A 12,886-nucleotide genomic window follows, 5' to 3' on the forward strand; every position below is an offset into this window, starting at 1 on the left:
TTTTAGAGTTTGTAATCTTGTGTTATTCGTGAAAAAATTCGTGCAATTCGTGTTTTAACTAAAACAACGTCAACTGTTGCGAAAACTGATTATGAAATTTCGAAGAACTTCCGCCAATCAGCAATTTCTTAAGATTTTGATTCGTCAGATATTTTAAAAAGGCGTTTCCTGCGTTAAAATCAATGAAATATTTTGCGCGGTTTACTGCTGCTCCCAACTTTTTAAGATGATCCATATTCAGAACCTGAAAACGTCTTGCACTTACAATTTTCTGTGCTGTTTTTACTCCAATTCCAGGAATTCTTAAAATCATCTGGTAATCAGCAGTTTGAAGATTAACAGGAAACTGATCTAAATGTCGCAAAGCCCAGCTTAATTTGGGATCGACTTCAAGATCTAAAAATGGCATATTCGGATCCAGTATTTCTTCAGCTTTAAAACCATAAAAACGCATCAGCCAATCCGACTGATACAAACGGTTTTCACGAAGCATCGGAACTTCAGTCGTAAGCGAAGGTAATCTTTTATCTTCTAAAACCGGAACATATCCGGAATAATACACTCTTTTCAGACTGAAATTTTTATAAAAATGATCGGCAACTTTAATGATCTGTAAATCATTTTCATTCGTAGCACCTACAATCATTTGCGTAGACTGTCCTGCAGGAGCAAATTTTGGTGTTTTCCGGAAAAGTTTTTTCTCATCTTTGTATTGCGCAATTCCGTTCTGGATATACTTCATCGGATTAAGCATATCCTGCCTGTTTTTTTCAGGAGCCAGCAATTTCAGTCCGCTTTCGGTTGGGATTTCGAGATTTACAGATAAACGGTCGGCGTACAAAGCGGCTTCCTGCATCAGTTCATCACTTGCTCCCGGAATTGATTTTAAATGAATGTAACCGTTGAAATTTTCTTCCAGACGTAATTTTTTCGCCACACGAACCAGACGTTCCATGGTCGTATCCGCATTTTTAAAAATTCCTGAGCTTAAGAACAACCCTTCAATATAATTTCTGCGGTAAAAATTGATCGTTAAATCTACCACTTCCTCCACAGTAAAAGCAGCTCTTTTAATATCATTTGAACTTCTGGAAACACAGTAAGCGCAATCGTAAATGCAATGATTGGTCAATAGAATTTTGAGAAGAGAAACACAACGTCCGTCTTCCGTATAGGTATGGCAGATTCCGCTTGCGGAACTGTCTCCCAAAGCCCCTTTTTTGTTCTTTCTCGAACCTCCGCTTGATGAGCAGGAAACATCATATTTCGCTGCATCGGCAAGGATTTCAAGTTTTTCTTTCAGGCGGTCAAAATTCATTTTTATTCTTTTTTTACCATTTTTTTATTAACACATAAGTTACATCAGCTTCCAACAAAATACTTTGAAAATATTTAGATTTCATAAGAAAGAAAATCAAAGATTTTAAAAACTAAAGTGTTCTTATTTTTTGAATTATTTAATTCTAATGGCACTTAAGTGTTTAAAAAAATAAACTTAATTAGATTTAAAATTTTATATTTTCCGTTCAAATTTAATTCCAAAATTGATAAATGTCAATCTTTTTTGATAGAAGTTATCAACAGTTTAAAGTGACAAATTTAGTATATTTACGCTCATTAAATTTATGTTATGAATCATAAACCCGTTGAAGGTTTTTCCAAATTAACAAAACAGGGGAAAATCGACTGGCTCGTAAACGAGTATCTTGAAGGAAACAAAGAATATCAAAATATATTAAACCAATACTGGAACGAAAATGCTGATTTGCAGAAACTTCACGATGAATTTTCTGAAAATACCATTTCCAATTTCTATATGCCTTACGGAATTGCTCCGAATTTCCTAATCGACGGAAAACTGTTTGCGCTTCCGATGGCAGTGGAAGAAAGTTCTGTAGTAGCGGCAGCTTCCAAGGCAGCAAAATTCTGGATCGATAAAGGTGGTTTTAAAACAACGATCATCAACAACGAAAAACTGGGGCATACCCACTTTATTTTTAATGTTGAATCTCATAAGTTACTTCATTTTTTCAATTTTAAACTGAAGAAGAAATTACTGGAGGCTACGGAAGACATCACGGCGAATATGAGAAAACGCGGTGGTGGAATTTTAGACATCAAATTGGTTGATAAAACGTCTGAAATGGCGAATTATTATCAATTGAAAGCAAGTTTCGACACCGTAGATTCGATGGGAGCCAACTTTATCAATTCCTGTCTGGAACAGTTCGGAAAAACATTGAAGCAGGAAGTGGTTATAAGCGAGGATTTTTCTCAGGAAGAAAAGAATTCTTTACAGATCGTAATGAATATTCTGTCCAATTTTACTCCGGATTGTATCGTAAGAGCTGAAGTTTCCTGTAAAATCGAAGATCTGAAAGACGACAGCGGAATTTCCAACGAAGAATTTGCATGGAAATTCAAACAGGCGGTAACGATTGCTGAAATTGAGCCTTTCCGTGCGACCACTCACAATAAAGGAATTATGAATGGAGTAGATGCGGTTGTAATTGCAACAGGAAACGATTTCCGTGCAACAGAAGCCTGTGCTCACGCATACGCAGCGAGAAACGGAAGATATTCTTCTCTCACACATTGTACAACGGACAACGGAATTTTCAGATTCTGGATCGATCTTCCGATTTCGGTAGGGGTTGTTGGCGGTTTAACGAATCTTCATCCTTTGGTAAAATTCTCTTTGGCGCTTCTTGGAAAACCTTCTGCTCAGGAACTGATGAGTATTTTGGCGGTTTCCGGACTGGCTCAGAATTTTGGAGCATTACGTTCTTTGGTGACGACTGGAATTCAAAAAGGGCATATGAAAATGCATTTGCTGAATATTTTGAACCAATTGGGTGCAACAGAAGAAGAAAAACAACATTTTGTGACGTATTTCAAAGATAAAACGGTGAGTCATCACGAAGTGATCAATGAGTTTAACCGAATGAGAGGACAATAATGTTTGGAATTATTGTAGCTGCTTTTATGCTGGGTTTTGGAATTTTTCTGAAACTGACCAAAAATCCGGGTTTCACCCAAAATAAAAAGTTCGCATGGATTTTTATCGGAATCGGACTCGTATCATTAATATTCAAGATTTTAAATTATAAATGAAAACAATAACATTAATTTTCGGAGCTGTTTACGGGATGCTTTCCGTTATTCTGGGAGCTTTCGGAGCGCACGCTTTAAAGAAAATATTGTCTGTGGAAAGACTTGAAAGTTTTGAAACGGGAGTGAGATATCAAATGTATGCTGCATTTTTTCTTTTAATTGCAGGCTACATTTTAAAATTTGAAACCAAAACGGAAAACTGGATTTCGTGGTTCATGATTTTCGGGACAATGCTTTTCTCATTCAGTATTTATGGATTGAGTATGCAGGATTATTTCGGAATGAACCTGAAATTTCTCGGACCGATCACTCCGCTGGGAGGATTATTGATGATCCTGAGCTGGACTCTGTTGATCTTTTACTTCGTGAAAATGAAAGATTAGAAATAAAGAAACTTCAGTTTGAGATAAAATTTAATGAATCACAAGGTTAGACAAGAGTTTAATTCTTCATTTTTCAGATATTTAAGTTAAACGAAGGCGTAAAACTTATCAAAGAAATACAAAACTTTGTATTTCATTACTAAACGAAGTGCCTTTGTTTTTCTTAAAATAATCTCCAAAAAATGAAACTTCTTTGTATTCTTTTGCGGCAAATTAATTAAAAAAGGAATTCTGACCGCAGAATTCCTTTTTTATTACCTCAAAAAGTTCTCATTCAGCCATTTCAGCTTATTGTAGCTTTTCAGGAATTTAGCTTTCAGTTCAATGTTTTTTTCTCTCGCATCCAATAATTTATTTTCTCTGGAATTGATAAGGAACAAAGAACTTTCCCCATTGCTGAACCTTGTTTCCTCCGCATTCAGAAGCCTTTGGTAATTATTCAGATTCTTGGTGGAAATATCAATCTGGGTGAAATAATTATTCACTTCATTTTTATAGGTTTCAATTTTCGTACTCAGTTCACGGGTTTTAAGCTGAGAATCCTGTTGGTTTTGAGAAATCTTCAGCTTGGCAATTTCATAATCTGCTCTTGCCTGTCTTTGAAATATGGGAATCTCCAGTTTTAGTCCGTACTGAAAATTATTATCAAACAAAGGAAGAAAATCGGCACGGTAATTTTCTTTATTGAAAAAATTATACGTAAAATCCAGTTTCGGAAGGAAGCTTTGCCATTTCAGTCTTTTTTCACTTTCGAGGATATTCTGTTTCTGAAAATAATATTCCAGTGAAGCGTGATTCTGAAGCTGTTTCGATTCTAAATTTTGCACCAGAAATTCATAATCGGAATATCCGGAATGCTCGTCAAGATTCGAAGATGGGAAAATAAGCTTTGAAATTTCATAAAACTCTTGATTTTCTTTCCAGAGATACATCTGAAGTTCCTGCGTACTTTTCACAAAACTTAAATAAGCATCTCTTTCCTGAAGCTCAAAACTCTGCAATTGCGAAGAGGCTTCTACTGTATCAATTGCCGGTCTTTCCCCGAATTCATAAGTTTTTTTGGTAAGATTAAGCCTTTTTCGGTTAATTTCTACCGCAGATTTCTGCAATTTGTAGATCTCATAGTTTTTAACCCATTCCCAATACGTATTTTCAGCATCCAGAAGAAGCTCGTTGGTAAGAACGGTCTGTTCTGCTTCTGTCATTTTCAATCCGAATTTTGCCTGATCCAGCATGGCTCTTCTTTTATCATACAGAAGGTTTTTTGCCAAAGGAATCGTAACTCCGAATTGGTATAAACCTCCTTTTGTTTCGCTGCTGTTGAGTTTTTCGCCATCCAGATAATTGTAACTTCCGGTAATATCAATTCCGTACCAAGTCGGAATGCCGAGTTCTACATTTCGCTGTTCGTAATATTTTGTTCCGTCAATATTTTTCTCCCCCAGTTTTCCTGCAAGTATCGGATCAAAATTTCCTCTCGCCTTGGTAATTTCAGCATTGGCGATTTTATTCTGAAGCTGATATTTAAAAGCTAACGGATGATAATTCTTTACAATATTCAGAAATTCCTGATGCGAAAGCTTCAGAGAATCCTGCGCAAAGGAAAACTGAACACACAACAGAATGAGAAGTGCTGAAAATTTATTTTTTAATTTACTGTGACCAATAAAGGCTTCGATAAGCTCAGTCTGACAGCGTTTAAATAAATCAGTTAGTTTCAGAAATGTCATCCTGAGCTTGTCGAAGGATCGGTTGATTAAACTTCCTTTACTATTATTGATTTCTGAATATTGTCTGTAACGATAAGTCAGATTATTTTTTAGCCTTTTCATCTTTTGCAGATTTTTCGGTTTTTACTTCATAATAATCCGGCGGGAAACCGTTGATGTTTCGCCACAGTTCGTACCAGATCGGAACGTCATTAAGAATCGCAATTCCCTGAACTCCGGTTCCCATTTTGATTTTCGGAGGCCATTGTTTTTCATTTTTATCCTGAATCACCAAGGCTTTGAACATTCCGTTTGCGCTGATGTTGTTTTCTACCGCAATTACTTTTCCTGCAAAGGTTCCATAGCTGGAATTCGGCCAACCGGAAAAGACAATCGCCGGAAAACCATCGAAAATACACATTACACGTTGTCCTTCTTTTACCAGAGGCAAATCGACAGGTTTAATGTAAATTTCTACGGCATAATCTACTTTTTCCGGAACAATGATTCCGATGCTTTCACCATCTTTGAGGATTTCCCCGATTCCGGCTTTATTGATCTGTACTACCTGTCCGTCCTGAGAAGCAATCACAAAATATAAGCCTTGTCTTGCGCGGTAATTGGCAACCTGATTTTCGAGTTTGGCAATATCACCATCGCTTCCCTCGATCTGTCCCATACTTTGGAAACGTTCTCCTTCCGTTTTGCTCAGTTTCTCATTATAATCCTGAATGGTAGCATTCTGTTCGATGTTTACATTCACGATTTCCTGTCGGGTTTGCGCCAGTTTATTTTCGGTTGCCGTTTTTTTGGCTAAAGCATTTTGATAAGATACACTTCTCTGCTGAAATTGGGTGAGCGAAACCAAACCTTCATCATACATTTTCTTCTGCCTTTCGTATTGATCGGAACTCATTCTCAGCTCGTTTTTTGCTGCTTCCAGTTCGGCTTCTTCTCCGGCTAATTTATTATTGAGCTGACTGATTTTCACTTTAAGCTGACTCAATTTTAAATCTCTGGCGGAATTTAAAGCCTGCAACTGGCTATTGGTGGTTCCAACTTTGGCTTCGTAATAGTCTCTAACGCCTTTTTTGGCTTCTACCTGCATTTCGGTTCTTTTCACCAAAAGCGGATCCAGATAATCTTCTTTTACTTCGGAAAGCTGAAGAAGCGTATCGCCTTTTTTTACATAATCCCCGTTTTTCACATACCATTTGATAATTCTTCCGGGAATCGGCGAATTTAGTTGTTGTGGACGCTGTTCCTGATAAAGCGTACTCACATTTCCCATTACCTTAATATTTTGTGTCCACGGTAAAAACAGAGTGATAATTCCGCCAATCAGGATGAAAAGAAACCATCTTTTAACCCTTGATTTTCTGTGGATGTGGTATATTTTATTGACTGACTGCAGTTCCATCTTTTTTAGTTTTTGTTAAATAATTTTTTCACATTTCCGTCTTCCACCTGAAGATGCTGATCGGCTTCCAGTATTAGATTTTTGTTCTCCGAAACGATGATAATGGTTGTTTTTTCTTTCAGTTTTAAAAGATACTCCATCATTTTTGTTTTGAATTCATCGTTCATTCCGTCTAAAGGATCTTCAAGGATTAAAAGTCTTCTTTCGCCTGCCAAAGCTCTCAGAAGAAGAATTTTCTTTTTAGAGCTGAATGAAATTTCCGTATCGGTTTCGCTGATGTTGGTAAAGAATCCGTTGCTGAACTGGCTGGAGAAATCTTCGATGCCTATTTCTTCGGCAATTTCCAGAATCTGTTCTGCGGAGGTTTCATTCTGTCCGAGAATGATATTTTCGTAAACCGTTCCTTTGATGATCGTCATGTCTTCCAGGTACATCCCGATCTGGCTTCTTAGCGATACTTTATCAATATTTTTTAAAGGAATTTTATCAAATAAAATACTTCCGGAAGTGGGATCATAAAATCCGGTCATCATATTCAGCAGTAAAGATTTTCCTGCGCCGAGCTGCCCTGAAATGACAGTTAAACTATTTTCAGGAATCTTAAAATTGATGTTTTCCAGAATCTTGTGATGATCGTTGAAAGCAAAATTTACGTCTTTAAATTCAACTTCAAAACCGTCATTATTCTGATCGAAGGTAATTTCCCCGAATTTTTCTTCCTGAAGCGTGGTTACTTTATTCAGTTTTGCCAAAGCTGCAATCACGTCATAGTAACTTTCCAGACTGATGATAAGCTTTTCCACAGCCGCCATAATGCTCAGAACAACGATTTCCGTTGCGATAAACGCTCCGATGTTAAGCTGCTGATTCACCAAAAGGTAAGTTCCGATAACGAGCATCACCAAAGTAATCACCACTTTAAAAGCAATAATGGTTTTATACTGGAAAACCAGAACGCGGAAGTGTGAGGTTCGGTCGTCGAGATATTTAACCACTCTTTCGTCGGTTCCTGAAAGATGTGCTCCTGTTTTTGAATTCAGCTTAAATGTTTTGATAGATGCGGCAATATCTTCAATCCAGGAAGCTACTTCATACTTTTTATCGCTTTCTTCAATGCTGGATTTAATTCCGCTTTCCATAGTAAATCTGAAAATAATGACCACACAGATCACCACTAAAGCTCCAAACACCAAAAACCATGGATGGTAAAATGAAAGAAGCAGGATTCCGAATAAAATCTGGATGAGCGCAGTCGGAATTTCCAGTAAGATTTTAGAAATACCTTTCTGTAGATTCTGGGTGTCGAAAAAACGATTAACCAGTTCGGGAAGATAATATTTCCGTGTTGCTGAGAGATTCACTTTCGGAAGCTTTTCAGCAAAAGCAAGGGAAAATTCAACAAAAATTTTCTGCTGGATTTTTTCAATGATCTGCATTACTTTTAGCCTGAAATATCCGACAAGCCATGTTCCCAGAACCACAAAAGCAATCAGAATATAAATAGAAGTTGCCATCGTAGCTCCCATTACAAAACTGACGATAGACTGTATTCCCAGCGGAACGCTTAACTGAACAAGACCATTCAGGATGGCGTAAAAATAAATGTTGGTAACATCTTTCTTTTCCTTCGTGACGTATTTGAAAAGATTGTAACCGTGCTGTTTAGGAGAAGTTTCCATTTGTGTTTTATTATTTTATTAGGTTAAAGGTGATAAAACGCAGATAATCCAAAACATATTTTTTATGATCTATTCTGTCGATATGATTGTCGGTAAGTTTCGGAAGGTGTTCGCTGAAAAACTGCTGATCATGAGCGGTTTCCAGTAAGGTACTTGCAAGTGATTTCGGATAAGGAAAATCTGTTTTTGCTTCTGCAATGATTTCTCCGATAAATGCGCATAAACTTTTTAACGGACTGAAAACCATTTCTTTATTGATTTCGTCCACTTCTTTTACCAGATAAGCTTTGCTGCTTTCTGCAATAACGATGTTGTGAAGTTTTGTAAGATCATAATCTTCTATTTTATCATCAGTTTCATCATTATGCGTAATGATTTCGAGGATTTTTTCCATTTTTTGCTGAGGTTCTTTAATTTCCTGAAGCCTCAGTTTGGAAATGAATTCAATGTAAGACCAATACCAGTTGAGAATATAGGTAAGAAGTTTATGCTTTGAAGAAAAATATCTGTAAACCGTTGCCTCTGTTGAATTGATCTTTTGGGCTAATTTTTTAAAAGTAAAACTTTCAAAACCGGTCTCGTAGATCAGTTCTATTGAATTTTTTACAATGGCACGTCCGATCTCGCTGTTTTCGGGATCTTTAAGATATAAGTATTCGTTGACTTTAAATTTTACCTGAAATTCCATTTTTCATTTTAGTATTACAAATTTATAACTATTGTTTTTTGAAGCAAAACCCATACCATAAATATTTACATTATTATTGGTGATAGTAATACTATTATTTGGTATAGTTTTTGTTATATTTATGAAAACATGAAAGACGGAAAAGCTGAACACCGTATTAAAAAGTAGGCAATTAAATAATTGAAAAAATGAAACGAATTTTTTTATTACTCTTTGCTTTTTTTGCACTCCCAACCTTTTCATTCGCACAGGTAACAAAACCGCAGAAAAATAAAAAAACAACGGCAAAAGTTGTGGATTCTGTGAAGTGGCGTGCAGAACATTATATTGTTAATCGTGATTCTGCTTATGCAGATCCAAGACTGGGTCTTAAAAAACTGCAAGGCGGAAACAAGAGATTTATTGAAGGGAAAAGTATAAAACCCCGACAAAACTATGAGACTATTAAAAAGCTGGAAAATGGTCAGGCTCCCTTTGCTATAATTGTAGGCTGTTCAGATAGCAGAGTACCCAATGAAATGATCTTCGATCAAGGTTTAGGGGATTTATTTATCATCAGAACGGCAGGTCAGGTTTCGGCTGCGGCGTCTTACGGAAGTATGGAGTTTGCGGTGTTGAAGCTAAAAACCAAATTAATCGTTGTACTGGGACACACAGAATGTGGTGCTGTTGCAGCCGCGGTGGAAAGACCGGAAAATGTTCCGGGACATATTGTTACTTTGATAAATGACATAAAACCTGCAGCCGTTAAAAGTTCTCATATGCATGGTGATCCGGTAAATAATGCAGTCCGCCAGAATGTAATAGATCAGGTAAATTCTTTAAGGGATTTAGATCCTATTCTGCACAAAAAATATGTGGACGGAGAAATACTAATTGTGGGAGCTGTATATGATATCCATACAGGAAAAGTAGAGTTTTTACCGGAAACACTTGTGAATCTTCCCAAAGCTAAAAAATAAATAACTGAAAACATTGTATGCGGGCTGAATTTTTCTTTCATATTTAATTTTGATTCATATACTTTTACTTTTATCTACAGCCCGCATTTGTTTAACTAAAACTTATCAAAATGAAGATTTTAAAAAAACTGACATTTGTTTTCCTGCTCATAGGAATAATGATTAATTCTCAGGAGAGGTATGAGTTTAAAAATATTAAAGAAGCCAATGAAAATCCTGAGAAAGTATTGAGACTTAATCTGAATCTGGCAACAGAAAATATAGAAGATGTCGACTGGAAAAAATTTAAGAACCTGGAATATCTAAGTCTGAAAGATCTCCACCTCAAAAAAATTCCGGATGAGATCGGCTTTTTATCCAAGTTAAAAGTTTTGGATGTGAGTGGTAATGATTTCAGGGTGCTGCCTTCCAATTTTATTCAGCTCAAAAATCTTGAAGAATTGTTTCTGAATGACGAAAAAAATATTGATCTCTCTAAAAATATTGATCTGATCAGTAATATGAAAAATCTGAAAGTATTGCATATAGAAAACGACGGATTAAAGAAACTTCCTGCTAATTTTTGGAAACTGAATTATTTAGAATCAGTTTATCTGAACGATAATCAACTGAAGGATTTTAATCTTCCCAAAAGTAAAATGAAGAACCTTAAAAATATCTATCTCAATGATAACCTGTTTGTGCCAAGTGATATTGACAGACTTAATTCTCAGTATGGAACACTTTTAAGATTTTAAAAACAAAACGCCTTATATCATAATAAAGATAAAAAATAATCATCTCTTACAATAATTATCTTTGTGATAAATTATAAACGATGTACAGATTTTTACTAATTGTTGTGGTTGCTCTATTTTCCATAGTTCAGGCACAGATTCCGAAAGTGAACAGCGGAAAGATTGAAAGAATATCGGATTTTAAATCTCAGTTTGTAACACCGAGAAACATTGATGTGTGGCTTCCTGAAAATTATTCAAAAACTAAAAAATATGCAGTTTTGTACATGCACGACGGACAAATGCTTTACGACTCTGATCTCACTTGGAACAAGCAATCCTGGAACGTGGATGAAGCTGTTGCGAAACTGATTAAATCTAAAAAAATACAGAATACCATTGTCGTAGGAATCTGGAACGACTCCAAGATGAGGCATTTTGATTATTTTCCGCAGAAACCTTTTGAAACTTTATCCGCAGTGGAAAAAGATACCGTTAATCATCAATTGAAAAAAGCAGGAAGAGCCAATGAAAAGTTTTCTCCCAATTCAGACAATTATTTAAAGTTTTTGGTGAAAGAACTGAAACCTTTGATTGATAAAAAATATTCAACTTTTAAAGACAGATCTCATACTTTTATTGCAGGAAGCAGCATGGGCGGTTTGATTTCGATGTATGCGATCTGTGAATATCCTCAGATTTTCGGCGGAGCTGCCTGTCTTTCCACGCACTGGACCGGAACTTTTACCAATGAAAATAATCCTTTTCCGGCGTCTGTCTTACGCTATTTAGATAAAAATTTACCAGATCCTAAAAACCACAAAATCTATTTCGACTGCGGAGATCAGACTCTGGATGCGCTGTATCCTGAAATTCAGAAAAAGGCAGATGCAATTATCAGAAAACACGGATATTCTGAAAAGAACTGGAAAACCTTATACTTTCCCAGCGAAAATCACAGCGAGGAAGCATGGGCAAAAAGACTTTCGAAGCCTTTGGAGTTTCTTCTTGGAAGAGAATTTTAGATAAGCAGTATTTTCAATAATCAGTATTCTTGAATTTTGATTGTTAATAAAATCAATGCATCTTTGAGATTTAAATGAAATTAATAACACATGAGTTACAGAACATACAATATTATTATCAAAATTAATGAGGAATCTGAGAAAGAAGATCTGAAAAATAGGTTGACTGAAAATTTTAAGTTTTACAATATCAGGGAATTTTTTACACCTTTCAGAGGAATTGTCTGTCAGGCGAATAACAAATTTAAGGAATATTCTTTTGAACAGTTTCCGGATCAGTTTTTCAGGAATCAGGATGAGGTTGAAGATTATTATTCTGAATCTGAAAATCATGCGGTTGAATTTTCTAAGAAGAACGGAGATCTGGAAGTGGTGTATGTGGAAGTAGACTGTTTCGGAGGAAGATGTGCTTCAAATGGTTTTGTGATACAGAATGGTGTGAAGACCCAAAATGAAGATGTTTTTCATTCCGCACACATGAAACTGCTTCATGCGATTGATCCTCAATATGATTCATGGCACTTTTATCCTTTCACCAGAACTTTTTTTACTGATAAAGGCGGCATCAACGGTGAAATCCTGAATTTTACTTTTCTGGCGGTTCTGATGGCTTTTAATATGGAAGTAGAACACAATCCAGACTTTGAGTTTAACGCAGCAGAAAATGAAATGCAGATTCTTCTTAAAGATAAGTTTGAAATTTATCTGATGAATCTGGGAAGAGAAAGAATTAAAGTATTGGGAAGATTATTCGATAACAGGGCAGAAACGATTAATGAAGTAAAAAACCTTTTAAACGAAGCATTGCAGGGATTGGAGTATTATATAGAAATAGATAATTTTGAAAACGGAGAGAAAGATTCGGTTTCCAGTATTTCCAGAGAAAAGTTTCAAAGTGTTGCCAGAGTGAGTTACAGATCGCAGATTTTTAATGAAATAAAAATTGATTTTTCGCCTGATGTAAAAGAACCTGTTAAGAATGTCACAACAAAGAAGGAAGGTTTCTTCGGTAAATTTTTTAAAAATATTTTCGGAAAATAAGTACAGTTGCCTTTGGTTACAACATTTTAGGAAGGGCAAATTTACAATATAATTTTGGGGTAATTTAGATTTTATTAAACTGATAAAAAGCATCCTTACAGACATTGCTTTCTTTAAAATAAAAGTTGATAATTCATCTGTTTTTATTA

At 35.7% G+C, this 12,886-nt stretch carries 11 protein-coding genes; 6 read left to right on the top strand and 5 right to left on the bottom strand.

Going from position 1 to position 12,886, the window contains the following annotated elements:
- Window positions 1-58: 58 nt before the first annotated feature.
- The gene (locus B0E34_RS19625; RefSeq protein ID WP_087712210.1) at window positions 59-1,318 is read right to left on the bottom strand and encodes a putative DNA modification/repair radical SAM protein; all 1,260 of its coding nucleotides are present in this window, start codon (window positions 1,316-1,318) and stop codon (window positions 59-61) included.
- Between the two features lie 312 nt (window positions 1,319-1,630).
- Here B0E34_RS19625 and B0E34_RS19630 point away from each other — a divergent pair, with 312 nt between their 5' ends.
- Both B0E34_RS19630 and B0E34_RS19635 read left to right on the top strand, forming a co-directional pair.
- Window positions 1,631-2,959, top strand: coding sequence for a hydroxymethylglutaryl-CoA reductase, degradative (locus B0E34_RS19630; protein ID WP_087712212.1), 1,329 nt, complete (start codon window positions 1,631-1,633; stop codon window positions 2,957-2,959).
- 151 nt (window positions 2,960-3,110) lie between these two features.
- Window positions 3,111-3,497: a DUF423 domain-containing protein gene (locus B0E34_RS19635; protein ID WP_087712214.1), complete on the top strand. Its 387-nt coding sequence runs from the start codon at window positions 3,111-3,113 to the stop codon at window positions 3,495-3,497.
- A 254-nt stretch (window positions 3,498-3,751) separates the two neighbouring features.
- Here the strand turns inward: B0E34_RS19635 and B0E34_RS19640 are convergent, their stop codons facing one another.
- The 4 genes from B0E34_RS19640 to B0E34_RS19655 are packed head-to-tail and all read right to left on the bottom strand — an operon-like array spanning window position 3,752 to window position 8,993.
- Window positions 3,752-5,329 (bottom strand): TolC family protein, encoded by a 1,578-nt coding sequence (locus tag B0E34_RS19640; RefSeq protein WP_087712216.1) that lies wholly within the window; start codon window positions 5,327-5,329, stop codon window positions 3,752-3,754.
- Complete coding sequence (locus B0E34_RS19645; RefSeq protein WP_087712218.1) at window positions 5,310-6,626, bottom strand: HlyD family secretion protein; 1,317 nt, start codon at window positions 6,624-6,626, stop codon at window positions 5,310-5,312. Before B0E34_RS19645 ends, B0E34_RS19640 begins: the two co-directional genes overlap by 20 nt.
- A gap of 5 nt (window positions 6,627-6,631) precedes the next feature.
- Window positions 6,632-8,305 carry a peptidase domain-containing ABC transporter gene (locus B0E34_RS19650; protein WP_087712220.1) on the bottom strand — a complete coding sequence of 558 codons (1,674 nt, stop codon included), beginning with the start codon at window positions 8,303-8,305 and terminating at the stop codon, window positions 6,632-6,634.
- Window positions 8,306-8,315: 10 nt separating this feature from the next.
- Window positions 8,316-8,993, bottom strand: coding sequence for a TetR/AcrR family transcriptional regulator (locus B0E34_RS19655; protein WP_087712222.1), 678 nt, complete (start codon window positions 8,991-8,993; stop codon window positions 8,316-8,318).
- Between the two features lie 188 nt (window positions 8,994-9,181).
- On the opposite strand from B0E34_RS19655, the gene B0E34_RS19660 reads away from it, so the two are divergent.
- From B0E34_RS19660 to B0E34_RS19675, 4 genes are all read left to right on the top strand, one after another.
- Window positions 9,182-9,955, top strand: a complete 774-nt coding sequence (locus B0E34_RS19660; RefSeq protein WP_087712224.1) for a carbonic anhydrase — start codon at window positions 9,182-9,184, stop codon at window positions 9,953-9,955.
- A gap of 110 nt (window positions 9,956-10,065) precedes the next feature.
- Entirely contained in the window at window positions 10,066-10,692 is a 627-nt protein-coding gene (locus B0E34_RS19665; protein ID WP_087712226.1) for a leucine-rich repeat domain-containing protein, read from the top strand.
- An 80-nt stretch (window positions 10,693-10,772) separates the two neighbouring features.
- Window positions 10,773-11,696, top strand: a complete 924-nt coding sequence (locus tag B0E34_RS19670) for an alpha/beta hydrolase (RefSeq protein ID WP_087712228.1) — start codon at window positions 10,773-10,775, stop codon at window positions 11,694-11,696.
- A gap of 90 nt (window positions 11,697-11,786) precedes the next feature.
- Window positions 11,787-12,737, top strand: coding sequence for a hypothetical protein (locus tag B0E34_RS19675; protein ID WP_087712230.1), 951 nt, complete (start codon window positions 11,787-11,789; stop codon window positions 12,735-12,737).
- Window positions 12,738-12,886: the final 149 nt, after the last annotated feature.

Origin of the sequence: Chryseobacterium mucoviscidosis (genome assembly GCF_002177115.1) — a bacterium.
GTDB classification, from domain to species: domain Bacteria; phylum Bacteroidota; class Bacteroidia; order Flavobacteriales; family Weeksellaceae; genus Chryseobacterium; species Chryseobacterium mucoviscidosis.